This window comes from Ktedonobacter sp. SOSP1-85 (assembly GCF_016587415.1).
In the GTDB taxonomy this organism is placed as follows: domain Bacteria; phylum Chloroflexota; class Ktedonobacteria; order Ktedonobacterales; family Ktedonobacteraceae; genus Ktedonobacter.
Map to the genome: position 1 here is coordinate 16,538 of NZ_BNJI01000002.1, position 25,622 is coordinate 42,159.

Below are 25,622 nucleotides of genomic sequence, written 5' to 3' on the forward strand. Positions count from 1 at the left end.
TCGCACCCTTTTCATCCATCAAAGACGGTGAAATTGCCTCAACCTATTTTTACAAGTAAATGATGCCCTCCGCATGCTCTATATATGCATCATCCTCGCTTTGAACCATTGCCTCTTCCTTTACGGTGACACTCGTTTGATTTTGTGACCGACCACCCCTTCGTCCCCGTTTCCGCTTCCGTCCCTGTCCGGAAGATACATCCTCCTTAGCCTCAATTACTGTAGCACGCTCTGGCAGCTGGAAATGAAGCTGAGACCGCTCGACCAAAACCTGATTCTGATAATATGGGATACTCTGCACAAGCACTACAGGAAAACTACCCGATATCATGAGAATCGAACCTTCGCGCATAGTTCTCATCTCATCGGGTGTCATAAGATCTCTCTTAGTTTCTGCCTTGTTAAAACTCTGGCTATCAGCAAAGAGTATCGCATAGATGCTGATCCCACGTATACTCTTGCTCTGGCTCTTCGTTACAGTAGTTGTCTGCCCGGTCAATTTGCTAAAGTACTCGCACTCTTCCAGACCAGCGCCTGGTAGCAGCAATTTAGTACGTGAGTTGCTAATGATCGTTTCCTTGCCTGCCGGTTCGTACACTTCTTCAAGCTGAGAAAACGCCTGGATTGCCATCAGCAGTGCAACACGCTTACTTCTGAGAGTAGAAATATAGCTCTCGAAGTGAGGTATACGCCCCGCATTGGCAAACTCATCGAGGTAGCATCCGATAGCCCGGGGAAGTTGCCCGTTAGGGCTATGATCGGCACGCCGGATCCAGGTACGCATCATTTGCATTATCAAGGTTGCGGAGAGAGGGCGTAACCGTTCGGCGTCGCCGAACGGGATGGAGAGGTAGAGAGCAATAGACCGGTCACACATGGCGTTAAAGTCAATGTCATTCTCCGCGGTTGCAGCCTGGACCTCTGGTGAGAACAACATAAAAAAGCGATTAGCAATGTCCGTCATGACACTACCTATCAGCTTCCCATTTTTTTCCATATTGGACAGAAATGAAGTTGTTATCTTTCGCGTTGCCTGGTTATCGCTCTTTGTTAGCAGGGCCTTGAGATCTTCAAATGGCATACTAAAAATATCAGCAAGCCGGGAGAACGGTGCATCTGGTTCACAAGTGCGCAAGTGGAGTACGGCTGCTGTGATTAACAGTTCGGCCGCACGATCCCAAAACGGTTCCTTTGACTCACCCGTATTTTGGATCCAACTCATGGCAAAGTCACGGGCATCGTCGAGGTTTGTAATGTAGGCAAGGGGGTTATAGCTATGGCTCCTGGCCGCGTCATTGGGCGCAAAGATCCAGACTTCGTGATGTTTAGCAATGTACCCCGCACTCTTTTTCACAAGCTCTTGCTTGGGATCGATCACAAATAGGCTCCGGTGGCCCGCCTCCCTGAGCAGGCCAGGTAGAATGACACGGCTTGTTTTGCCTGCTCCTGTTGGTGCAACCATCAAAACATGATTCTCCAACACCTCCTCATTCAAAGCGATTGTCTTCCCCTTGTATCGGCCTAACAACAAACTGCTGGGAGCAGGCTCTCCTTCTGCTTGCTCAGGATCATCGAAGTTCTTTTTTGAGGAAAGTAACGGTTGAATGTCGCGGAGTTGCGCGAACTTTGCCGATCCATAAGAATCAGTCGTCTTGTTTCCACGTAGGACTCCCTCGAAGAGTAAAGCCAGAGCAAGTAATATCAATGCTAGCAAGATAATAAACCAGAAGGACCCATCCAAGCCCTCCCCCAATTGTAGCATCGTTTCCATACGCGTCGTACATCCTTTTCTTTCTCGCTTTGATCTGTAGTGAAGTAGTAGGCCGTCGTTTACAATTAATTCAATTTTAACAGAGTATTGACATTCACCTTCTAAATACAGCTATTTTAGCTTATTGACTAGGATTCCGAAACTAGTATAGCAAGAAGTGGGGCCCTAAAGCTATGAAATTCCTCATAGTTTTGGGGTCCCAACATTTTTCCCCAGCACAATCCCCTCTAAGGGCCACCTGGCGCTGTGGTTCAAGCGTCTCACTGGACTCATCCCCAGTCCCTATCATTAACCGCGCAAGAATATGTTGTGCTGACGCAAGAATATGGGCGCATCCCTCGTCGCTTCATATTAGAGTAAGGAGAGAACAAATCCTTCACGAGAACGACCAGGAGGTTGCAGCAAAGAGTGCTGTCTGCTTCCTGGGTATGTGACCACATTGTGGCACTCGTATTTTGCAGAATCTGTACAGGAGACGCGATAAGATATGTCAAGAGAACTCCAGATTCCATCTATCCCTTCAGAGAAAGAGTCGCTTCATGCCCTTGGGTTGACTGCCATCTGCTTCGGGTTCTTCATGGTTATTCTCGATACATCCGTTGTCAATGTGGCCCTTCCGGCTATGCAGCGCGATCTGCATGGCTCGCTTGAGGGATTGCAATGGGTAATCAACGGCTATACTTTGATCTTTGCGAGCTTGCTGCTCAGCGCGGGCACGCTCGGGGATCGACTCGGGCATAAGCGCACATTTCTTACGGGATACGTGCTGTTTACAGGAGCATCGCTCCTCTGTAGCCTTGCTCCCTCGCTCAATATCTTGATAGCGGCGCGGGTACTTCAAGGAGTGGGACCCGCACTCCTGGTTCCAAGTTCTCTCTCTTTGATCACTCACGGCTTTCAAGCCCCTGAGAAACGGGCAAGGGCAGTCGGCTTCTGGGCAGGTAGTTCGGGCATAGGGTTGGCAGGAGGTCCTGTTGTAGGTGGATTGCTTATTGAAACGCTGGGGTGGCGCAGCATCTTTCTACTGAACGTGCCTTTTGGTCTACTCGCGCTCGCTCTCACCGTGCGTTTTGTCAGCGAGACGCCACGTACAACAACGCAGAAACGTGACCTGTGGGGACAGGCATGCGTGATCGTTGCCCTTGCCACGCTGACCTACGCACTTATCGAAGGGCGAAGCCAGGGATGGATTTCTCCTCAGATCGTTGGCATGTTTCTGCTGTGCATAGGAGCGTCTTGCGGCTTCTTGCTCATCGAAACGAGGCACAGTACGCCTATGCTTCCCCTACAATTCTTCTCATCGACAGCCTTTAGTATGCCAATACTGGTAGGATGCATCCTCAACTTTGGTCTGTATGGTATCTTGTTTGTCCTTTCTCTATTCTTTCAGGATATCTATCATTACCCAGCGGCTCTGGCGGGTGTTGCGCTACTGCCAATCACGGTTGCGACAGGAAGCACAGCTCTGATCTCAGGGAGGATCACTGCACGTTTGGGCACGCGCCGACCAATGATCGGAGGGCTGGCAGCAAGCTGTCTTGGCACACTCTTGCTCCTGTTAGGCGAAATTGGCGCTTCCATCCTTTTGCTGACAGCCGGAGAAATCCTCATTGGTCTTGGCTGTGGTATGACGGTCCCTGCCATGACGACGGCTATCCTTAATACTGTTCCCAAGAGTCAAGTGGGTGTCGCTTCAGCACTGCTGAATGCGAGCCGTCAACTGGGTGGTGTGCTTGGCGTTGCGATTTTAGGCTCGATACTCGGTTCGTTAAGTGAGAGGAGCGCATTTCTTGCTGGCATGCATATCGCGCTGCTGCTTGTCGCGTTACTGTTCCTGCTGGGCAGCGTGCTGATCTCAATCACTTAGCTCACGACGAACGAGCAAAAAAGACTTATTCTTTCCACTTTTTTGTTCCCCATGCAGAATAGTAGAGTGTCTGCACTTGCAAAATACAAGTAAATTAATTGAGACGGCTTCGTTCTGGCGGTCTGCATTGCTTATGGTCGTCGCCAGAGTGAGCGCACAGGATAGGTTCTTTTTCGCAGTCCATATGGGGTCGTCATACGTTCATATACATGAACCATGACGCAATCACGAGCGCTCTACCCGGAAAGAAAAAGTAATTTCAGGTGTTGGAAAGGTGGGGAGTGCAGAGGGGCGTCAGCCCTCTGCGTCTAAATCCCCTCCCGCCGTAGGCGGCTTGAAACCTTTTCAATGAAGATTGACAGCGTAATAGTGTACAAAAAGAAAGGTTGCATACCATGCGAAACATTATCAAACCGCGCCAGAAGACCCCTGTTTTTGAAACATGGGGATGAATGGCGCGTTCCTTTTATGAGGTGGATAGGGTGGTGCACATTGTTGCATCTTTACATCTTATATGCTATAATGTAATGCATGAAACAGAAACGCGCGTTCAAGTACCGGGTGTACCCCACAGCACAACAACAGCAGATCCTTGCTCAGACCTTTGGGTGCTGTCGCTTCATCTATAACTGGGCATTGCGCAAGAAAACCGATGCCTATTACAACGAGCAGCGACGCCTCTATTACAAAGATCTGAGCCTCTTGCTGACTGAGCTGAAACAGCAAGAAGAGACCCACTGGTTGAATGAGGTTTCCAGTGTACCCTTGCAGCAAGCTCTTCGTCACCTGGACAAAGCGTTTCTCAATTTCTTTGAAGGGCGTGCCAAATATCCTGCCTTCCACAAGAAACGGAACACACAATCCGCGACCTATACCGCCAATGCCTTCACCTGGCGCAAGGGCTGTCTCACCCTTGCCAAGATGAGTGAGCCTCTCGATATTCGCTGGTCGCGTCCTCTGCCTGATAGGGCAACTCCTTCGAGTGTCACCATCTCCAAAGATGGCGCTGGTCGCTACTTCCTCTCCATCCTGGTGGAAGAAGAGATTGCCCATTTGCCCTCCAATGAGCAGGCGATCGGCGCTGACCTTGGCTTGACGTCCTTTGTCGTCCTCTCGACAGGTGAAGTGGTGGGTAATCCCAGGTTCTTCCACAAGGACGAGAAGACGTTGGCGAAAGCCCAACGCCGCCATGCCAGGAAGAAAAAAGGGTCCAAGAATCGGGACAAGGCGCGTCTGAAGGTGGCGCGCCTTCACGCCCGTATCGCTGATCGTCGCCGTGACTTCTTGCACAAGCTCTCGACCCGTCTGATCCGTGAAAACCAAACGATTTGCGTGGAGAGCTTGCAGGTCAAGAACATGGTCAAGCACCCGACCCTCAGCAAAGCCATCAGCGATGTGGGATGGAGCACGTTCGTGTCCCAACTCGAATACAAAGCCGACTGGTACGGTCGAACCCTGGTCAAGATCGACAAGTGGTATCCCTCCAGTAAGCGCTGTTTCGCGTGTGGCCATCTCCTCGACGCCTTAGCGCTTGATGTCCGTCAGTGGGACTGCCCAGGGTGTGGTGCCCACCATGACCGCGATCTCAACGCGGCAAAGAACATTGTGGCCGTGGGGCTCACGGTCCTCAACGCCTGTGGAGAGTCCGTAAGACCTGGACGAGTGTTGGCTCGTTTGGGCAAGACTCCGCGAAGCAGGAACCCCTCGAGGTGACTCGAGGAATCCCCTGGCTTTAGCCATGGGGAGGATGTCAATATGACCATGTGGGTGACACTTGATGGTTTTGTCGCTGGACCCGATGGGGAAATGAATTGGATGGGTGAGATCAACGATGAGGACAACGGACCATATCAGGACCAATTTGTCTCTGCTGCTGATACGCTCTTGCTAGGACGCACCACGTACGAGAGCTTTGCCGGTTCCTGGCCACATATCCCCAACTCCCCGGATGCTCCAGAGGGTCTGAAAGCATATGCCCGCAAATTGAACGAGATGCGCAAAATTGTCTTTTCCAAAACGCTGGAGAACGCCGAGTGGAACAACTCCGCTGTGCGCCGGGAAATCATCCCTGACGAGATTACGCAACTGAAGCAGGAGCCAGGGCGTAACATCATTATCTACGGGAGCGCCAGCCTGGTTCAGGCCCTCGCCAGTTACAACCTGATCGACCGATATCAGCTTCTTCTCTACCCTATCGCCCTTGGCAAGGGAAAACCCCTCTTCAAGGACTACACAAAGCTGAAACTTGTCAACACCATAACTCGTCCATCTGGCATCGTCGAACTCCACTACCAACCCAACGAGCAGGCAAACGCTCGATAATGAACACACCATATGCTTGAAAACCAGCCAGCAAAACCCTTCCATAATCGAACGGGTATGCTCAGGCAGACGACCTGCGGTCGTCTGCCTGAGCATACCCGTTCCTGTAATAAGGATAGAGGGATATCACTTTTTCTCAGTGGCAAGTATAGATGAAAAATCTGTATTTGCTCTGGTGGGATGGAACTCAATTACCTCATACTTGATAACGTTTGCTTTAAGCAGTGGGTCTTGCGCAATGATAGCCTGGATAGCTTCCTGGCTACTCGCTTTCGCGAGAATGATTCCTCCTGTCCATGGATCCTTGCGGCCAGAAAGCAGAAAATCACCTCGATCAAATGCAGACTGGAGATAATGTGAATGCTCATCAATTAAGAGCTCGACCTCAGCCAATGGGCGAGTATAGATCAGGTTCAAGATATAATAATGCGTTGTGCTTTGCATCACTTGTTCTTCCTCCTCTATCAAAGTATTCACCACACGAAGGTGCACATTACTACACAACAACTTCAAAGACTACATCCAGGACTACCGGGGTTCGAACGGGCAAGCTGTAAACCCCAGAGACCAGCCGAGTATGCCCCTGTTCCTTCCCAAAGATCTGTGCAAACAGATCTGAGGCACCGTCTGCAACTGCTGCATGCTGCGTAAATGCCTCGGTCGTCGCCAGAGCAATTCCTACTCGTACTACTTTCTGAATACGATCCACATCGCCCAGGAAATGACTCGCCGCTGCCAGAGCATTCAATGCTGCATATCTGGCCGCTTCTTGCCCCTGTTCCACCGTCAGATCAGCCCCCAAACGGCCTGTGAACAGGAGCTTGCCATCGACAAAGGGTAGGATGCCACTGGTAAAAAGCAGGGCCCCAACCAATGATGTTTCCACATAGTTCCCAAGTGGTGTCGGAGGCGTTGGAAGCTGGATGCCAAGCACATCCAGCCTCTCACTATGCTTTCGCGGACCGTTTCGATCACCATTTGCCTGCATGTGCTCCTCCATCCACATGAATGATCTCACCAGTGACAAAGGTTGCTGCGTTTAAGTACATGATCGCATCAACAATCTCAGATGCCTGACCCATACGTGCAATTGGATGCATACGGCTGAGGAACCCATGATCATCATTTTTGTGCAGAGGGGTTGCAATGTTGCCTGGCGCAACAGCATTGACGCGAATACCTTCACTTGCATACTCAATGGCCAGTGCTTTGGTCACCGCGTTTAATCCACCTTTGATTAAAAGAGCAATGGATGCCGAAACACCTGCAACAGGCTGATCTGCTAGCGTGGTGGTAATGTTTACAATATGCCCAACATGTTGTTTTCGCATCTGCTCCACGGCATACTGTGTCACAAAGAAGAAGCCTAGCAGGTTTGTCTTGACCAGGCGATCAATATCCTCAATGGTATAGTCAGTAAAGGGCTTCGCGATAAAGATCCCGGCGTTATTCACGAGCAGATCCACCCCGCCAAACCGTTGAACGGCTGTTTCTACCACTTTTTTTGCGGTTTCCTGATCGGCAATATCCCCGTCAATGAGGGCAAGGTGATCAGAAGCGGTCAGCGTTCCCGCACGGGTAATAGTGCGCGAGTTGGCGACGACCTGATATCCCTGAGCAAGTAAGGTCTTCGTAAGTTCAAGCCCAATCCCCGATGAAGCTCCAGTCACAAGAGCAGTTTTTTTCTCAGACACTGTAGTTTCCTTCTTTCAAGCTATATCGCGATGGCTGTCCATGGAAAGCGGTATGTCTTACTCACACCTGTTTCCATAGATCCATGGAGAGAGATCATGTACAGAGAAAGGAGCTAGCCGGGCCTTTCAAATGGCTCCTCTACACCTTTCTCTTACTCTAAGAGTACCTCAGAGGGAATGTACAATCGCCTATGTTCTTGCGCAGTTTGAATAGAATCTTGCGCCGTACACGCAGGAATATTTATTGAGATACTCACCTCCCCATGCTCACAATCACGATGTCGACTCCCGCTTACAGCTCCTGGGATAGTCTCGTCTTTTGAAGATAGGAGAAGAAACGATAAAAGATCTACTTAAACCGCTTGTTTTTTGAATTAAAGTATATTTTTGAAAAGGGTATATATAGTTTCGATGGCATCATTTAACTCAAATTTAGCATGAACTTTATATATACTTAATATCAAATTAACGCAAGAGGTTTATTCTAAGGAAGCTTGCTAATCAAGAAAGTGGCTATTATCCTAATAGAAGGAGTATCTGTGGTAAGTTGAAACAATCCTCTATACAACACCTGGATGTAGATGCCCCGTTACAAGCAGAGAAGCTACCTGCGAAATCTGAGCAACCGGGGGGAAAAAGAATAAATGTTCAGGTATATAGAAATCTGGGCGGGCGGGTACGCGAATTTAGCCTGGGATTGCTCTTCCTGGCTCCTGTACTTGCGGTATTCGCCATTTTTACATATTTCCCCTTCTTCCGTGCCATCTGGCTCAGTCTCAACATCACCAATGAGCTGGGTGATCCTGTAAAGTTCGTCGGCTTGCGCTACTATCAACAAATCCTGAATTTTAGCAACCCGGAAAATGATTACCTGAACAGCCTGTTGATAAGCTTTGAGTACGCATTGCTTGTAGTCTCACTACAAATCGTCTGTGGGCTGGGTCTTGCCTCGTTAGCGATGGCGAAGGTGCGCGGCATTGGCGTCTTCCGTTTGATATTTACCGTCAGTATTGCTATTTCGCTAGCAAGCTCCAGCGTCATCTGGGCGCTGATCTTTGATCCAACGACGAACATCACTACCTGGTTGGTCAACTTATTGAACTTGCCACAGCCGGGATTACTTAATAATGCCTCAACTGCGCTCATCTCCATAGCCGTGATGTCGGTTTGGTCGGGTCTGGGCTTCAATTTTGTTATCACGCTCGCTGGTATGCAGGCTATACCTGAGGACCTCTACGAGAGCGCCTCTCTGGACGGCGCGGGTCGCTGGAAGCGTTTCCTCCACATCACGCTGCCAATGTTAACGCCTATCCTGCTCTTTCTGTTGATTATTAACACCCTTTCGTGCTTTCAAGCATTTACACAGTTCAATGTATTGGTGAATGGACCAGGACCGGAAAGCTCTACCGATGTCTTTGTCTATGCGATCTATCAATCGTTCTGGGCTGATCATCGCTATGGCTTCGCGTCGGCAATGTCAATTATTCTGTTCATCATTTTGCTCATTCTTAGTGCGATGCAATTTCTCTTCCTGGGCAGGAGGGTACATTACCGATGAGTGCCGTTGTCAATACAATGCCCCAGGGAAAGATCAGTATTGGGAAACACCTGGGGACAATCGTCACCTATATCTTATTGGTACTGGTTTCGCTGATTATTCTCTTCCCCTTGCTTTTCGCGTTCTCTATCGCATTGCAGGGGCAGACTCTGACGCCACAACTCCTTCCGGATCTGGCCCAACTTGACTGGGGAGTCTTTGTGCGGGTTCTGGCTCAGCAGCCGGATTTGCCACGCTGGATTCTCAATTCTTTTGTTGTCTCGTTTCTGGTCACCGTCGGCATATTGGTGACATCATCGCTGGCCGCTTACGCGTTTGCGTTCCTCAATTTCTGGGGTAAACCGATCTTCTTTGCTATTGTCATGGGCACAATGATGATCCCCTTTGAAGCGACGCTGGTGCCGAATTTCCTGTTGATCTTACACCTGAACTGGACAGATAGTTATCAGGGACTGGTTCTGCCATTTCTTGCGGGAGGCTTTGGCATTTTCCTGCTACGCCAGTACTTCATGACCATTCCGCCCGAACTGCAAGAGGCGGCGAAGTTAGACGGATGCGGCCACTTCCGCTTCCTTTGGAGTTTCCTGCTTCCGCTGGCGCGCCCAGCCCTGGCGACGTTGGGTCTCTATACCTTTATTACGACCTGGAACCAGTTTTACTGGCCCCTTCTTGTCACTAACGAGTCGACGTGGCGTACTACGCAGATTGGTATTGCAATCTTTCACTCTAGTGAAGTTAATTTTCTGAACACCCAGATGGCGGCTACGCTCATCGTTGTGATTCCAACGCTTCTACCTTTAATATTTGGCCATCGTCAACTCGTGCGCGGGTTAACAGCTGGCATTATTAAATAACAATTGAAGTCCTGTGTAGATGCTAATACTTTTATTGGAGGATCATATTTCCCATGCGTTACGCAAAACAAATCATATTGGTGCTCCTCGCAACCATCCTGCTGGTTGGTTGTGGTGGGGGTAACACAAGCACTGCCAATACCGCGTCCACACCCGCCGCGCCCCCGGCGACCCCGGCGGTTAAACTCGATCCACAGAAACCAGGAACGCTCAAAATTTCCTTCTGGTATGGTCTGAGTGGCGTGAACGGTGACGTTCTGCGCACACTGATCAACAAATACAATGAGAGCCAGAATAAATACTATATTGATGGCATCTTCCAGTCATCCTATGATGACACCCTCAGCAAGTTCAATGCCTCGTTGAGCGGAAACCAGCTTCCCAATGTCGTGCAGGTCTATGATATCGGCACCCAGCGCATGATCGATACCAAGCAAATTATTCCAGTGCAGGATCTGATCAACCGTGATCATCTGCAGAGCGTCGTTAATGACCTGGAGCCAGCGATCCGCAACTACTACACCATTAACGGGACACTCTACTCCATGCCTTTCAACTCCTCGACGATGGTGATGTACTATGATAAGAACGTCTTCAAAGCAGCAGGCCTGGACCCCAATCAGAAACTCTGGAGCTATGATCAGGTGATTGCTGCCGCGAAGAAGCTAACTCAGAAGGACTCCAGCGGCAAGGTCACTCGTGCAGGCATTAGCTTCTATGACTATAGCTGGTTCTTTGAGCAGGCATTGGCCTCAAGCAACCAGTTCCTGGCGACCCCCAACAATGGTCGTTCGGGTCGCGCGACGCAGTACAGCTTCAACAACGATGCCGGCGTCAAATGGCTGGAGTTCGAGAAACAGTTGATTTCTGACGGTTCAGCAAAATACTTTGGTGCGAGCGGCTCAAGCTCTTCCTCGTCAGCCTTCCTCAAAGGCCAGTCCGCGATGACCTTTGAGTCTGTCGCTTCAATGCGCAACTTCGTCAATACGGCGGCAAAAAACGGTAATAAGCTGGATATCGGCGTCGCTTATATCCCTCGCCCGACCCTCCCTGCCCAGGGCCGCACCGCCATCGGTGGCGCTTCTCTCTGGATCACGAACAAGGGTACAAAAGAACAGCAGGAAGGAGCCTGGGACTTCACCAAGTTCCTGTCTCAGCCAGACACTCAGGCGTACTGGTCCTCCAACACTGGCTACATCCCGACCCGTCTCTCCGCCTATAATCAGCAGACGATGAAGGATACCCTGGCAAAGTACCCTCAGTTCCAGGTAGGTCTTGACCAGATTCGCTCCAGCCAGACTAACTACTACAATGCTGGCGCGGCTACCGGAAACATGCTTACGATGCGTAACAATGTTCAGACCGCAATGGATGCCTATCTCACTGGTCAAACCAGTAGTGCTAAGTCTGCATTGGATAGTGCCGTTCAGAAGTCGAATGACTCACTACAAGAGTACAACGACGCCAACCAGTAAATAAAAGCCAGAAAAGTGCATAACCATGGGGTCCATTTTCTGGGCCCCATTGGCAGTAAGTCTGGCTCACTACTATCATGGAAGCGCCGCCTTCATATAACTTGCATATGAAGGCGGCGCTTTGATCTGAACAGGCTATTGGCGGATTCAGGTGGATACTTTTTTAGCAGGGCTGGACCTTTGAGAGAACGACGTTCCAGACCTGCTGGTCGAAGTAGAAGCCCTTGGCAGAGGGCCCATCACTAGAGGGCGTTGTCTCGTTGACCAGGCGGCTCTGGGCAAGATAGTAGCCTTCATAGCCATGCTGTAGCTTGTAGAGGAGATCGCCAGAGCCGACGCTCTCCAACCGTATATCCTGCGTCTGGGTTGTGCCACAACCCCAGGCATTCAAGAGGGTGATATCCGTGCGCGAAGAGATGCTGTTCATCCAGCCCTCGTAGGCGTAAAGGGCATCACTGCGCGCGCCACCGGAGTCGGTCGAGTTAAACTCATGCTCCATGCCCTGCTGGCCCTGGTAGGGGCTGGTGGTGTTATCGGCGATATACGCATTGCCACCTGCACCCGTGCTGGTCACCGTATCCTGGTAGGTGAAGATAGCCAGCTGGTCAAAGATACCGGCGGGATTGGAGAGTGGAATGTTGTTGTAGGTAAAGGCGGTACGCACGCCCGAACCAGTACCACTACAATTGTCGCTGCCACCGCTCATGAAGGGCGTCTGGGCATTGGCCCAGGCAGCCTGGATGTTGGTAAAGCCAGCGGACTGCAACTGCTGATTAAAGCTGGTGTAGTCAAACGAGGTGAAGAAGGTATTTAGTGTACTGGGACCAAAGTAGAGGCTGGCCGCAATCATGATATTGAGATAGCCCTCGCGATAGTTCGGGTTGTAGGACTTGTTGAACTTACATTGATTCCCTTCAAGGTAGTAGTCAATGTCCTGGTTGAAGTTGTTGGTGTCGTTGAAATCGAAGTTGGCCGCGATAGCCAGCGCCTGCATCAGCAAATTGACCTTCGCCTGCTGAGTGGAGGATAACTGGTTCCAGACCGCTGGCTCATTACGCGCAAGCAGCAGTCCCTGCGCGGTATCATTATGGCCCCAGCCCTCCAGCCCACCATTGGCATCAGGCTCGTTGCCGCCCGCGACTAACTGGCCGATAGAGGCCACCAGGCGACTAGCTACCGAGGTACCATTCGTCGCGGTAGCATTGGGATTATACCAGTTCACCAGGGCCAGGAAGTAGAAGGCCTTCGCGTTATAAACCGCCGTTGGCGAGTCGCCAGGCCTGCCACTATTGGCCGTCGTAGGCGCCGGGAAGGCCAGGAGAGGCGTGGCTACCGCGGCATCGATCTGGCTCTGGTCGAAGCTCGTGGGTGGAGGCGTGGGCGTTGGGGTAGGTGTCGTAGTCTGGGTTGGTGTGGGCGTTGTCGTTTGGGTCTGGGTCGGTGTCGGTGTGGGCGTCGCAGAAGAGCCGGTCGGCTCGACTCCCCAGACTAGAATGCCGTTCTGGTAGAGCGTGACGTTCTGCCAGTCAGTAAAGGTTGTGAATGAGGCGTTGAACGAGTAGTCGTTGGTCTGGGTAAAGTTGCTGAAGTCGGCCTTACTGGCGCGAATCTTGATCTTGCCTGTGTTGGCGTTGGCATTCAGTGTACCAGATGTAAAGCCGACCTGGATGTAGTAATCGGCCGTCGCTACGGGTTGGGATACCGCTACCGCCGTCCCCGTCACGTTGCTACAACCAACGGCTGCATAATCACAGAACACCGAGATGGCCTGATTGGTATCGCGTGTAAACCAGTAGCGCATGGTAAGCCCACTGAGCGCGACGCTACTGCTTCCAGTATTGACAATTTGCAGCCCCGCCTGAAGCTTATTCGTCGTCGTGCTGGTGTTATCTGGTATGTACTGCACCTTCAGCGGAGAAGATGCGGCATGACTGGTCTTTGGCAACTGTGACAAAATGCCCATCATAATGACCAGGAGACAGACCGCTCCCAATCCAAGATAACGAGAGATGCGTTCCATAGAATCCCTTCTTTTGTTAGCACAAACACACAACCGAAAAGAGACATTCAAACAGCTGTTAGTGGATAAGCCTCACCTCCTTTCAGACCTGCCGCCAGAGGTCGCGCAGGTAGGGCAACGCCTGGGGCAGGGCGACCTCTGGCTCTTCAATCTCGGGATGCCACTTCTTCTCCCATTCCAGCGAGAGATAGCCATCATAGCCCCCTTGCTTGAGGAGAGTACATATCGTGCGCAGCGGCATATCACCCTCGTTGAGCAGGCAATATGTCCAGGCTCCCGGCTTGCCATTAAGCAAACGGCTATCCTTGAGATGGACATAGGCGATCTCATCTCCGAGTAGCGCCAGGCTCTGTGCGGGAGTCTCGCCCGCGCGATAGGTGTGATGGGCATCCCATAAAACCTTGACCGTGGGCAGGGCCACGGCCCGGGTGAGGTTTAGAACATCTTCGCTTTTGGTCCAGGCATCGTGAGTTTCTAGTAGGACGGTAACATCGCGCTCAGCTCCATAGGCGCCAAGCGTGTGTAGCACCTGGGCAGTGGGCGCAAGCATATCGGCGCGCGTCGTACCTGTAGGGAGAGCGCCGCCAAAGACGCGCAGAAAGGGCGCGCCCAGTTCAGCGGCCATATCGAGCATACGCTGACCGGCCTCGATCACCGCCGCCCGCTCCTCAGGTGTGCCTTGCGTCACCCGACACGAGCTATCCAGGCAGGCAATCTCGATCCCATAGGCGCTGGAGGCCTGGCGCAGGCGACGCCGTACCACGAGCGAGGCATCGGGCTCAAGCGTCTCGCCATCCGCCAGGCGCCATTCAATGGCCTGGTAGCCATAGCGTGCAGCCGCCTCAGCGGCCTCCTCAATCGTCCAGCCTGGACAGGCAAGGGAAGAATATGCAAGTTTCATATTTATCTATCTCCTGGCTCGATGGGAATAAGTATCTCTGGAAGTCGGTCGGACCTGACCAGCAGCGTAGTCGCTTCCTTAGCCAGCACGGTAATACTGGCGCGCCCATTGGCGAGCTCAATCACGCTGCTTCCACCGGCGATCCCCAGGCAGGCGAGCAACCTTCCAGCACCACTTAGTTCGAAGGAGACACGCCGGCGATCCTCGATAAAAGGATGCCCATCCGCGTCTACAAGCTGGATGGTGACCTGTTGCCCCTCCTCGCCACCACCCGTCTTTACTGGCTGAATCTGCCACTGAAAGGCGGATCCGGGACCCGTTGCGGCCTCGTGATACTCCACGTTAATCGTATGCTCTACGCGCTGTCCATCGGCAGCGAGGCCCACGGCGCGCAGCTCGTTTGCTCCCAGGCGCAGAGGGACATGCCAGACCAGGCCCGCGGCGGGAAAGGCGGTGCCGTCACGCCACCGCTCGCCACAATCCCGACCATTCACAAAGAGCGTGACCTGGGGGCAGTTGGAATAGATGCGCACACGCTGCAACGCGTCGCGCTGGCCTGTACGTATGCTCCATGTTGGCGCTTCAATAAAGCACATGGGCGTGGTCGCCAGGTAGCTCTGGAAGAGGTAGTAGAGCGCTTTGGGTCGACCGGCCCGGTCCAGCAGTCCCTTCTGGTTGACATAGGGGATGGGATTCTCGGGCCGCAGCGGCGTGCCAAAGTCCTTAAACGCCCACTGCGCGTTGCCTACAAGGCGCGGGGTACGGAGCTGGACTTGCAGGTGCCACTCCATCAGGTCGAGGATATAGCTCTCGCTCCAGTCGCTATCGCGGCTACCACGCGCTGGACCACCTACACCGGTCGCGATGCCTGGCCGCTCGGCGTGGTCGCTCTCCTGATTGATTTCCGCGCTGATATGTTCGCCAGCACTATAGCGGCCGTAATGACTATCGCCACCCCACTCGATATGCAGCATGCGCGGATAGCGCGCCAGGGCCTCATTGAGCGCCACCTCATAGTCTTCATAGCGCCCACGATACCAGCCGGACCAGATCGAGGGCGAATAGACATCCACGATGCTCGCCCCTGGCTCAAAGCGCCGCAGGGCGGTCAGGCGTTGAGGATCGCGGGCATGGGCAAAGTCGTGCAGGGTCTGCAAAAAGGCACAGACCTTCTCATCGCTGGAATCTGGATGCTCGCTCTCCCAATCCAGTTCGTTGCCCAGGCCCCACATGACGATGGAGGGGTGGTTATAGTGCTGCTCAATCATCTCCTCAAGCATCGCCTGAGTCTGAGCGCGGAAGTGTTCGCCGCCAATACCACCCCGGCACCAGGGCAGCTCATCCCAGACCAGCAAGCCCAATTCGTCACAGGCTTCCAGTACCGCCCGCGCCTGCGGATAGTGTCCCAGGCGCACGAAGTTAAAGCCCGCCTCCTTGATCAATCGTAACTCCTGGCGCGACAGGGTATCAGGGACGGCGCTGGCATAGCCCGCCCAATCCTCATGCCGGTGCGTACCATGCAGCCTGAGCGGCTCCCCGTTCAGGAGAAAGGGACCGCTCTCGGGAAAGTCGAAGAAGCGCAAGCCAATCCGCTCCGTAACCACGTCCCAGGCCTCCTCACCATCCAGCAGCGTCACCTCTACGGTATAGAGGACAGGTTGAGCTGGGGACCAGAGCTGCGGCTGTACAATGCGATGAGCAGGCAGTTCAAAGCCTGCTTCCGTAACACTCCTCTCGATGGTACTGAGCAGTTCGCCCTGGGGTGAGAGGAGCCGGGCGCTTAAGCGCAGCGCTCGCGGAGGCGGTGCATCCAGCTCGCCACGGATAGTGAGCGTGGCTGACTCCACACTCACCTCCGTCTCACAGCGCAGGCTCGCCAGGCGGCGCAAGCCGGTGGTATAGCACCAGGCGTTGCGCGTCAGACCGCCATAGAGGAAGAAGTCCGACATGTCAGAGGGAATGAGATCGGGATCGGGAAGGTTATCCACGCGCAGCGCCAGCGTCAGTGACTCTCCCGGCATGCTCTCTTGCGGCTGCCTGGGAAGCTCCACCGTAAAAGCCGTATAGCCCCCGGCATGCTCTCCCAGGCACACGCCATCGCACCAGGTACTGGTGTGCTGCGAGGCGGCCTCAAACTCCACCCAGAGGCGCTGTCCAGCGGCAGGCGGCTCAAACTCGCGCACATACCAGCCCACCTCGCGGGTATAGTGGTGCTCTTCCTCTAGCGCCATGGCGTCCAGAGCGTTCCAGCTATGAGGCAGCGTGACCCCGCTCCAGGTCTGCCCCTCAGCTCGCATCACGTCCGAGGGCGGAAGATCCCCCAGGTGAAAACGCCACGCTTCATTTATACATCTAGCAGCTTGATGGCGCATACGCCTATCTTTCTTTCTAGCAATTACTCTCTAAATCACTCTTTCACCGCGCCAGAGAGGCCACGTACAAAGTATCCCTGGAAGGCCAGGAAGACCAGCAGCACAGGCACAAATGAGATGACGGTACCAGCGGCAAAGCCGGTCCAGTCGAACGAGTTCTCGCCCTGGAAGGCGAACATTCCCACTGCAAGGTTGCGCAGATCCGGCGCGCTCAAGGTATAGATCAGCGGGATATTGAAATCGTTCCATGTGGCGATAAAGTTGAAAATTACCACCGTTGCGATCACCGGGCGCGCCAGCGGGAAGACAAGGCGGAAGAGCCGCACAAAGCCCGCGCCATCGACCTTTGCCGCGTCGAACAACTCTTCAGGAATGGCCTTGAAGAAGTTAACGAAGAGCAGCACATAGAGGGCGCCCGTGGCTCCAGAGAAGGCTAGGATTACCCCGGACTGGGTATTGAGCAGGCCCAGCAACTCCACCACCAGGAATTGCGGCAGGACAATCGAGGCCAGCGGCACAAAGAGCGTGGCGACAATTAGCGCATAGAGCAGGTTGCGTCCAGGGAAACGATAGCGCGCCAGGACATAGCCACAGAGCGCCGATTTGAACAGCTCAATCACCGTAGAGGCGGTAGAGTAGAGCAACGTATTGAAGAAGTACTGACCAAAGCCAGCCGTCACCCAGGCACGCTGGAAATTAGAGAAATCCCACTGGTTGGGCCACAGGCTGACACCTGAAGCAAACAGGCCGCTCTGCGTCTTAAACGCACCCGCGATCGCCCAGAGAAAGGGGTAGACCCAGAAAAAGCCCACCAGCAATAGCAGGGTAACCGTAATCAGGTTATAGCGGAGGAAGCGGCCTCCACTCCGTTGTGAGAGCAATTTCATGCGCGGCCTCCAGCAAGCTGGCGCGTGGTCTGCGTGTTATCACGCCCCAGCCACCACTGAATAATAACAAAGATCGCCGCCAGCAGGATAAACAGGACGGCCGTCGCCGAGGCATAGCCATAGCGGAAAGGCAGGTTCTGGAAGGCCGCCTCGTAGATATAATAGGAGAGTACGTAGCTGCTGGTACCAGGGCCGCCGCTGGTCATGGTCACGACAATGCCAAAGACATGCAGCGAATTAACGAGACCGAGCAGCGTAATCACAATCGCCATGGGCGCGATAGTGGGCAGCGTAATATGCACAAATTGCTGCCACGCGTTAGCCCGGTCGATCTGTGCGGACTCATAGAGCTCCTCCGGCACATTTTGTAACGCGGCCATCCAGTAGAGCATATATTGACCAAAAATCTGCCAGACGGAGATCAGAATAACGGTCCATAAGGCCGTGTTCCCATTTCCCAGCAGGTCGATAGGCTGCTTGATCAGCCCGGTCCCTAGCAGAAAGCTATCCAACGCCCCATTGGAGGGATTAAGCAGGAAGGTAAATATCTGTCCGGCAAGCGCAACAGGCAGAATGATCGGCACAAAGAAGAGCGTGCGGAAAAAGCGTTTAAACCAGAGCCACTTGCGTGTCAGGATAATGGCAAGAAAGAGCGAAAGTGGGAGCTTAATGGCAGTATTGGCCAGAGCAAAGAGCAGGGTATTCCAGAAAGACTGCCAGAACAAGGGATCATGCCAGAGTTCCAGGTAATTGCTCAGGCCGACAAAGTTTTGCGCGGAGAGAGCATCAATGCCATTCCAATCAAAGAACGAGTAGACTACGGTAGCCAGCAGCGGCCAGAGCGTAAAGGCGCCAAAGAACAGGAGAAATGGCAGTAGAAAAAGGAAGATCCAGAAGCCCGTTGTACCCTTGCCACGAACACGCGTCTGAACACGTTTTCCTCCACCTGCCGAGGCGGATGCAGCAAGTGAGCGAGAGGATTCTATAACTTTACCCATTGTGTACCTTCTCTTCAGATCGCGAGTAGGCGATGCTAACAACGTTGCGGTGATTTGGTCTTGCCTGCGGTTGCTCGGGCAATCACCCGAGCAGCCGCAGGTAGGACCCTGCTACAGGCTAGTACCCGCCTGTGTAATTCTCGTTATAGTTCCAATTGGAGAACGCGAAGCAGGACTGCGAGACTTTCAGGCCCGAGGCCGCCTCCTGCTGCAACGTATCGAGGAAGGTCTTCTGGCGCTGCGCCACCAGTTGATCGGCGCCTGGCTTCAGCGGCGTATTCTTGACAATGGCGTCAACCATGGTCTGCCATTCGCCGTTGGGCTTGGTCCCTGCGGCCTTGGAATAGGCCTGCGACTTCGCCAGGTCGGGGCATTTGAGCAGCGGCTCAGGATAGTTCACACGCAGGCCGCTGGCTGCAATCTGCTCCATGGTCTTCATGGCCGGATCGGTGATCAGCGATTTATTATCCGCGAAGGCCAGGGTGCCAAAGCCATCCTTCAGATAGTTCTTGGCGAAAAAGCCAGTCGGGTCAGTCATCCACTGGAGAAACTGCCAGGCCTGGTTGGCATGCTGCGTCTGACTGCTGACCCAGTAGACATTCTGCGTATTCAAGATCGCCTCGGCACCGCGAGGACCATTGTCAGGAGAAGGAGGCGCCGCGATACCATACTGGCTCTCGGAGAAACCAAGCTGCGTTAAGGTGCTGGGCAGCCAGGTACCATCAAAGTAAATGGCCACCTGCCCACTGGCTAGCTGCTGGCGCGAGAAGGTCTTGTCGTTCACACCAGGAGCCACTAGCCCCTTCTGGTAGAGGCTCTGAATAAAGCTGAAGGCCTGAAGCAACTGTGGATTGTTAAGATCGAAGGTCCCGGTTTTGTAGTCAAAGAACTGGTCGGTCATGATTGAACCAGCTATGGGATACCACATGCGCTGGAAATCGGTCCCCTTGAGCGATACACCCAGGCAATATTTCCCGGTCTTGGCTTTAATTGCCTGACAGGCAGAGGTAAACTGACTCCAGGTTGTGGGCGGATTGGCGGGATCGAGGCCGGCCTGCTGAAAGAGCGACTTATTGTAGAACATAAAGCCCGGACCCCAGATCACGTTGTCGGTGAAGGGAAAGCCGTAGACCTGGCCGTTGTGCTTGTTGATCCCTTCCTGGAACATGTCAGAGGACCAGCGGCTCAAGAAACTCTGATCTGGATTACCCGTGGGATCGAGCTGGCGAATCCACCCCTGCTTGAGCAGGAAAGACATGGAGAGCTCGGGAGAAAGCTGCGACTTGTAGAAGAAAATATCTGGAGCCTGGTGGCTCTGGAACGAGAGCGGCAACGATTGCAGGTACTGGGCCTGCGCCGTCGATTGCCACTGAATGGTCACGTCGGGATGCAGTCGATGATACTCGGCAGCAACCGCTTCATGAAACGCTTTCTGTTCAGGAGAGTAATCGGCGATCTTTAAGACAGTAGTTGCTTGAGCATTGCTCCCGCCACAGGCGGTAAGTAGCATACTCAGCAACATCAGGGTAACAAATGCCAGACGGCGCCATTGACGCATATGAAGAACCCTTCCTGTTGAACTGAACCAAACGACGCTGTAGATGGATACTTGCGTATGAGTACCAAACACGATCAGTTTGCTGAACGAAATAAAACGACATTGTACATGGGTTACGTTGCGTTGGGCAGAGCTATGGAGTTGCCATCAGCGAGAGCCGTTCCCGCGTGATCGCATAGCGCAGTGGTTCTCCCGCAACAAAGTGTTGCAATTCCTCCATCATCACCTGGCCCAGGCGGCGACGCTCTGAGCCAAGCGAACCAGAAATATGTGGCGTGAGCGTAACGTTGGGTAGTGTGTAGAGCGGAGAGTCCGGCTGCGGCGGCTCTGGATCGGTCACATCCAGAATCGCATGCAGGTCACTTCTCTGCTCGAGCACCGCGATCAACTCTTCATGCCGCACCAATCCTCCACGCGATGTATTGATAAACGTAGATCCTTTCCGCATAGAGGAGAGGTGAGTACCACGTATCAGGCCTGTGGTTTCGGACAGCAGTGGCGTGTGCAGAGACACGACCTGAGCCTCACGGAAGAGCTCCTCCAGAGAACAGAGGGAGACATTTAGCTCAGCTGCCTCAGCAGGAGAAACATAGGGATCATACACGAGCACATGCAGGTGAAATGGGCGCAAGAACTCGCGGACCTGTCGCCCAACCATGCCCAGAGAGATAATCCCCACCGTGGCCCCATACACGCCAGGTACCCCATCGCGTGGAGGGAAACGCTGCTGCTGGCGTGCCTGCCCGGCTAGGCGCCACCCATGTTTGAGTGAGAAGAGAATCGCGCTAAGTGTGTATTCCGCCACCGGGATAGCATTTACCTCCTGGGCGCTCGTTACAAGGATGCCACGCTTCCACAGGGCATCAGTGACAAAGCCGCGAATGGAGCCCGCGCCATAGAAAACGGCCCGCAGGCAAGGGGCATGCGCCAGAAAGGCTTCGTCTATGAGGGGCGCTCCCCAGCCAGAGAGAATTACCTCCACCTCGCGCAAGAGCTCGGGATGGGCGAGTATCTCCTCAGCCGTCTGGGGCGGCGCAACCACATCGATCATTTCGTCAATCGCTTTGCGCACCTCAGGCCCATATATCTCTTCGTATGCGCTAGAGTGTAAGATAAATATGCCTTTGAGACGCGGCATAGAGAAGAATCCTTTCGCTGAAATACATCACAGGAGGCAAACTGATAAAAGTAAGTATGAGATACTGTAGAGTAACGGGATAACCTCTCCTTTGATCTAGTGTGCTGCAACTTTGCAACACAAAGCAATCTATGACTTCAAGTATACCGAGGGACTTCGCACCTTTTCAAGCCATTACGTTGCGAAAACGTTGCGAAATTTCCTGTTTCTTTCCTCGATTTAACCACAATTCATTTCCTTAGTACGCATTTCAGGCGGATTTAGCGTAAAATCCAGAAACACTATTGCACATAATTTCACAATAGCGTAAGCTATATACACATACATAAATCTGATTTGGAAATTCCTCAAACTCTAAGATCTTATGCCGAAACCCAACGTCACTCACGTGCCTGGCGCTTCCCCCATTCGGGGGCAAGCGGTGGCACGGCAAGCGCGCTCAGATTTTCGGATAAGTAGTAAAGAGAGGACATATGAAGAACAACGCTTCCCCTCACCTCCTGGCAATGCGTCGTGTCTCACAACGGGCTATTGCCAAACATGCGGGTGTCTCTCCCAGTACCGTCTCTCGGGTGCTCAATAACGTGGAAGGCATTAGTGAGGAGCTTCGAGACCATGTCTTAAAAAGTGCGGCGGAGCTTGGACACCAGGACACGGCAACGCCCGGCAAGTTGCAGCAACTACATCTTTTTACACCGTCCTACGCTACGATGAAAGCCCCTCACACATTCCACGTCAATATCCTGGACGGTGTCGCGGCGGAGTGCCGTCAGCATGGCATTTTACTGAACTATTCCGTGGTTGAGCAGAGCGCAGCCGATAGAGCCAGTATACTGGCCCAGGCCCGAGGACGTCCAGAGGTTGGCATCTTACTGGTGAGTATTGATGATCGTGAGCTCATTGAGGAGCTCCTTAACCTTAAAACATCAGTGGTTCTAATTAATGCCGAGCAGCGCGACCTGGCGGTTGATACATTTCTTCCCAACAATTTCATCGGAGGTCTCCAGGCCACACGCCACCTGCTCCAGCATGGACATCGATGCATCCTACACATGACCGAGCCTGAGAGTAAGCGGAGGAGCACCTTGCAACGCCGCCTGGCTGGCTATCGTGCAGCCCTGGAGGAGGCCCATATTCCCTATGATCCCGCTTTCCTGCTTGAAAGCCAACTCAAGGTAGATGACGCGCACCACATGATGCAAACCTGGCTCTCCAGGCTGCATCCTCCCTTCAGCGCAGTCTTCTGTGCCAATGACGCGAGCGCGATTGGTGTCATGCGTGCTCTACAAGAGGCCGGGAAGCGTATACCCGAAGATATCTCTGTGATTGGTTATGATGATGTTCCCGCGGCCTCACTTCTGATCCCCGCGCTTACCACCCTGCACGCCAACAGCGAGGAGATGGGGAGACTGGCTGTACAGCGCATGATCTACCGCGCCCTTCAACCCGAGGCCGCTCCCATCCGCGTCGAAATAACCAGTCAACTCATCATTCGTCAATCAGTGAGCACCTGCACACCAGCGGTCCCATCTCAGCCTGATTAAGACCGCCGCAGGCCTATATTTTACTCAGGGGATATAAATGCAGCATCTTACCCGTTCATTCTTTGCAGTAGAACACGTAGGTGCTCATGGGTTTCCACCGTTTTCGGATGCTGTTGCCCCAGAACCTGCTTTTGGATGTCCAGCACACGTTGGTACAAAGACACAGCCTCGACGTTGTTCCCCTGAGTTTCCCTAAGGGTTGCCAGGTCGCGCAACATTTCTGCTGTATCAGGATGATCTAACCCCAGCGTTTGTTCTCGGATGTGTAAGACTCGTTGATACAACAGCTCGGCCTGCTCATATTTCTTCCGCTCACGATAGATGTTGGCTAATCCGTGGAGCGGGTGAGCAATGCCAGCAGAGTTTGGCCCCAGCGTTTGCTCAAAGATGCGCAGAGCTTGCTGGTACATCATCTCTGCTTGTGTATATTTCCCTTGCTCTACATAAAGACTGGCCAGGTTATTGAGTGGGCCAGTAGTATCGGGATGGTTTGCTCCCAGCGCTTGCTCTCGGATGTGCAAGGCTCGTTGAAAAAACAGTTCGGCCTGCTCATACTTCTTCTGCTCAAAATAGAGGACAGCCAGATTGTTGAGGGCACGAGCGATATCCGGATGTTCCATTCCCAATACTTGTTCCCGGATGCGCAGCGCTCGCTGGTAGAGCGTTTCTGCTTGCTCATACTCTCCCTGTTCGTGATAGATAAGGGCCAGATTGCTAAGAGCACGGGCGGTGTCGGGATGCTCCGGCCCCAGCGCTTGCTCTCGGATGTGTAAGGCTCGCTGATACAACGGCATCGCCTGCTCAAACTTCCCCTGATCATAAAAGAGCATGGCCAGATTGTTGAGTGAGCGAGCTACATCGGGATGCTCCGGCCCCAGCGCTTGCTCTTGGATACGAAAGGCTCGCTGATTCAGCAATTCCGCTTGCTCATATTCCCCCCACTCGCGATAGAGTAGGGCCAATCCGTTGAGCGAGTTAGCTACATCAGGATGCTCCGGCCCCAACGCTTGCTCTCGGATGTGTAAGGCTTGTTGGTATAACGGCTCGGCCTGCTTATACTTTCCCTGTACTTGATAGAGGTTGGCCAGGCTATTGAGTATGGCGGCTATTTCAAGACTATCTGGTTCTAATATCTGTTTGTAGATATTCAATGCCTGCTGATACGATGGCTCGGCCTGCTCATAGAGCGCATACATCTGTAAATAGATTGCTGTACGATAGAGAAGCGCTGCTGCCTCCGCGAAGGTGAACGCGTAGTCCTGGATCAACCCGCTGCATACCTGCGCCTGAGACAGATAACGTCGACAAAGGGGCCAGGTATCAATCTCAATGCGTTCTGGAAACACAGTATTAGTCGCTCGTACTACTTGCTCTCCCCATTGGCGCTGAGCATCCACCGCCATGGCATCCTTGAGGACAACTTGTACCAAACGATGAATACGCAACATTTGTGTCTCGGAATTGCGTTGTATGAGGGAGAACTTGCGTAGCTCCTCGATGGCTTCGTTTAACCGAAAAGCATTGGTCGCGATCCCCTGTAATGTCGAGCCGAATTGCGCCCCTCCTCCACTGATCAATTCCTCCGAGATGGTATCTGATTCCAGAAAGGCACAGAGACACAATAGGTCTGCAGCCCCGGGATTAGCCTGCTCAACTTTCAGAAAGTTGAGAGACCATGTTGTTGCTACTGGTTCAGGATGGTCGGTTGGAATGTGCCCCCGGCGTTGCAGAAGTTCCTTTCGATGTGTTCGGTAGAGTTCCAGATAGGTCGAAAGATTACATCCTACTTCTTCAATGTATGCTCCTGCTTGATCCAGTGCGAGCGGGAGAAAATCCATTTCCGTGACAATAGTTTCTGCCGCAGCGAGTGTTTCTTCCTCAACCTGATCGAGTAACATATCGGGAGGCACAATTTTGGCACGGCGTAACAAAAATAGTGTACCTTCTGCCATCCCCATAGTTGCAACGTCGATCCGTTGTGCCAGTGCCCCCAATGCTTGTGCACGGGTGGTGAGCAGCATATGTCCAGAACGTTTCGTCGGTACAAAATCAGACACAATCGTAATGTCATCCGCATTATCCAGAATCAGCAGCCATTCCTGATGAGAGGCAAACCACTGTTTGATGGCTGTAACAACTTTCTTCTGATCCTGTTCGTTTCGCTCAGGTAACTGCAATTGGTCCACAATGGTCACAATGTCAGCGAACAGGCTCTCCCGTGTCGCTGCGCTTACCCAGAAGATGTAGCGATAGTCCTGACGATACTGATAGGCATATTCGAGCGCGATCTGGGTCTTGCCGATGCCTCCGAGTCCACTGATGGCCCAGGACTGCGTAAGGGCCGTGGTATGTTCTCGATTGAGTAGCTCATGCAGGTGATGCAAGATCTCCTCACGACCAGTAAAGAAGGGGTTACGCGGATATGGCACACCCCAGAGGGATTTGAGGGGTATCGGTGCCTCATGGTCTCCAAAAAACTCTTTGGGATGGAGATTAAAGAAACGACTGAGTTGTAGCCGGACAGACGCCTGGGGAAGGGCCTGGTCTTGCTCCCAGCGAGCGATACTGCGGGGAGAGACGCCCAGCGCTTCCGCCAAAGCTTCCTGAGAGAGATGACGCTGTATCCGTTCCTGACGCAAACGTGCACCAAATTGCATGATATC

Annotated in this window: 19 protein-coding genes; 7 read left to right on the top strand and 12 right to left on the bottom strand. The window is 53.0% G+C overall.

The genetic code is table 11. The features are described from left to right. Nucleotides 1–49 precede the first annotated feature (49 nt). A complete protein-coding gene (locus KTE_RS28335) occupies nucleotides 50–1,771 on the bottom strand; it encodes a type IV secretory system conjugative DNA transfer family protein (protein ID WP_201387330.1) in 1,722 nt (573 codons plus the stop codon). A gap of 487 nt (nucleotides 1,772–2,258) precedes the next feature. Here KTE_RS28335 and KTE_RS28340 point away from each other — a divergent pair, with 487 nt between their 5' ends. The 3 genes from KTE_RS28340 to KTE_RS28350 all read left to right on the top strand — a co-directional run bounded on the left by KTE_RS28340 (nucleotide 2,259) and on the right by KTE_RS28350 (nucleotide 5,960). Next, entirely contained in the window at nucleotides 2,259–3,638 is a 1,380-nt protein-coding gene (locus KTE_RS28340) for an MFS transporter (protein WP_201387332.1), read from the top strand. 531 nt (nucleotides 3,639–4,169) lie between these two features. Beyond that, nucleotides 4,170–5,351 carry an RNA-guided endonuclease TnpB family protein gene (locus KTE_RS28345; protein WP_201387334.1) on the top strand — a complete coding sequence of 394 codons (1,182 nt, stop codon included), beginning with the start codon at nucleotides 4,170–4,172 and terminating at the stop codon, nucleotides 5,349–5,351. Between the two features lie 42 nt (nucleotides 5,352–5,393). Continuing rightward, nucleotides 5,394–5,960, top strand: coding sequence for a dihydrofolate reductase family protein (locus KTE_RS28350; RefSeq protein WP_201387336.1), 567 nt, complete (start codon nucleotides 5,394–5,396; stop codon nucleotides 5,958–5,960). Nucleotides 5,961–6,086: 126 nt separating this feature from the next. On the opposite strand, the gene KTE_RS28355 is transcribed toward KTE_RS28350, so the two are convergent. The 3 genes from KTE_RS28355 to KTE_RS28365 are packed head-to-tail and all read right to left on the bottom strand — an operon-like array spanning nucleotide 6,087 to nucleotide 7,654. Continuing rightward, on the bottom strand, nucleotides 6,087–6,440 hold the full coding sequence (locus tag KTE_RS28355; RefSeq protein ID WP_201387338.1) for a YciI family protein: 354 nt from the start codon (nucleotides 6,438–6,440) through the stop codon (nucleotides 6,087–6,089). A gap of 16 nt (nucleotides 6,441–6,456) precedes the next feature. Next, nucleotides 6,457–6,948, bottom strand: coding sequence for a RidA family protein (locus KTE_RS28360; protein WP_201387340.1), 492 nt, complete (start codon nucleotides 6,946–6,948; stop codon nucleotides 6,457–6,459). Further along, a complete protein-coding gene (locus KTE_RS28365; RefSeq protein ID WP_201387342.1) occupies nucleotides 6,932–7,654 on the bottom strand; it encodes an SDR family NAD(P)-dependent oxidoreductase in 723 nt (240 codons plus the stop codon). Before KTE_RS28365 ends, KTE_RS28360 begins: the two co-directional genes overlap by 17 nt. A gap of 547 nt (nucleotides 7,655–8,201) precedes the next feature. Between KTE_RS28365 and KTE_RS28370 the strand changes: the two genes are divergently transcribed. The 3 genes from KTE_RS28370 to KTE_RS28380 are packed head-to-tail and all read left to right on the top strand — an operon-like array spanning nucleotide 8,202 to nucleotide 11,541. Continuing rightward, entirely contained in the window at nucleotides 8,202–9,212 is a 1,011-nt protein-coding gene (locus tag KTE_RS28370) for a carbohydrate ABC transporter permease (protein ID WP_201387344.1), read from the top strand. Next, the gene (locus KTE_RS28375; RefSeq protein ID WP_201387346.1) at nucleotides 9,209–10,066 is read left to right on the top strand and encodes a carbohydrate ABC transporter permease; all 858 of its coding nucleotides are present in this window, start codon (nucleotides 9,209–9,211) and stop codon (nucleotides 10,064–10,066) included. The genes KTE_RS28370 and KTE_RS28375 overlap by 4 nt, the downstream gene beginning before the upstream one ends. Nucleotides 10,067–10,119: 53 nt before the next feature. After that, complete coding sequence (locus tag KTE_RS28380; protein ID WP_201387348.1) at nucleotides 10,120–11,541, top strand: ABC transporter substrate-binding protein; 1,422 nt, start codon at nucleotides 10,120–10,122, stop codon at nucleotides 11,539–11,541. A gap of 163 nt (nucleotides 11,542–11,704) precedes the next feature. Here KTE_RS28380 and KTE_RS28385 read toward each other — a convergent pair whose 3' ends face one another. The 7 genes from KTE_RS28385 to KTE_RS28415 form a co-directional block, all read right to left on the bottom strand. Continuing rightward, nucleotides 11,705–13,561 (bottom strand): cellulose binding domain-containing protein, encoded by a 1,857-nt coding sequence (locus KTE_RS28385; RefSeq protein WP_201387350.1) that lies wholly within the window; start codon nucleotides 13,559–13,561, stop codon nucleotides 11,705–11,707. A gap of 82 nt (nucleotides 13,562–13,643) precedes the next feature. Beyond that, complete coding sequence (locus KTE_RS28390; RefSeq protein ID WP_201387352.1) at nucleotides 13,644–14,462, bottom strand: sugar phosphate isomerase/epimerase; 819 nt, start codon at nucleotides 14,460–14,462, stop codon at nucleotides 13,644–13,646. A gap of 2 nt (nucleotides 14,463–14,464) precedes the next feature. After that, a complete protein-coding gene (locus KTE_RS28395) occupies nucleotides 14,465–16,834 on the bottom strand; it encodes a glycoside hydrolase family 2 TIM barrel-domain containing protein (RefSeq protein ID WP_201387354.1) in 2,370 nt (789 codons plus the stop codon). 35 nt (nucleotides 16,835–16,869) lie between these two features. Beyond that, the gene (locus tag KTE_RS28400) at nucleotides 16,870–17,721 is read right to left on the bottom strand and encodes a carbohydrate ABC transporter permease (protein ID WP_201387356.1); all 852 of its coding nucleotides are present in this window, start codon (nucleotides 17,719–17,721) and stop codon (nucleotides 16,870–16,872) included. Next, nucleotides 17,718–18,719, bottom strand: coding sequence for a carbohydrate ABC transporter permease (locus KTE_RS28405; RefSeq protein WP_201387358.1), 1,002 nt, complete (start codon nucleotides 18,717–18,719; stop codon nucleotides 17,718–17,720). Before KTE_RS28405 ends, KTE_RS28400 begins: the two co-directional genes overlap by 4 nt. 118 nt (nucleotides 18,720–18,837) lie before the next feature. Next, nucleotides 18,838–20,277 carry an ABC transporter substrate-binding protein gene (locus KTE_RS28410; protein ID WP_201387368.1) on the bottom strand — a complete coding sequence of 480 codons (1,440 nt, stop codon included), beginning with the start codon at nucleotides 20,275–20,277 and terminating at the stop codon, nucleotides 18,838–18,840. Nucleotides 20,278–20,410: 133 nt separating this feature from the next. Next, a complete protein-coding gene (locus tag KTE_RS28415) occupies nucleotides 20,411–21,415 on the bottom strand; it encodes a hydroxyacid dehydrogenase (protein ID WP_201387370.1) in 1,005 nt (334 codons plus the stop codon). 473 nt (nucleotides 21,416–21,888) lie between these two features. On the opposite strand from KTE_RS28415, the gene KTE_RS28420 reads away from it, so the two are divergent. Continuing rightward, nucleotides 21,889–22,959 (top strand): LacI family DNA-binding transcriptional regulator, encoded by a 1,071-nt coding sequence (locus KTE_RS28420; RefSeq protein WP_201387372.1) that lies wholly within the window; start codon nucleotides 21,889–21,891, stop codon nucleotides 22,957–22,959. A 47-nt stretch (nucleotides 22,960–23,006) separates the two neighbouring features. On the opposite strand, the gene fxsT is transcribed toward KTE_RS28420, so the two are convergent. After that, nucleotides 23,007–25,616: an FxSxx-COOH system tetratricopeptide repeat protein gene (gene fxsT, locus KTE_RS28425; RefSeq protein ID WP_201387374.1), complete on the bottom strand. Its 2,610-nt coding sequence runs from the start codon at nucleotides 25,614–25,616 to the stop codon at nucleotides 23,007–23,009. Between the last annotated feature and the right edge of the window lie 6 nt (nucleotides 25,617–25,622).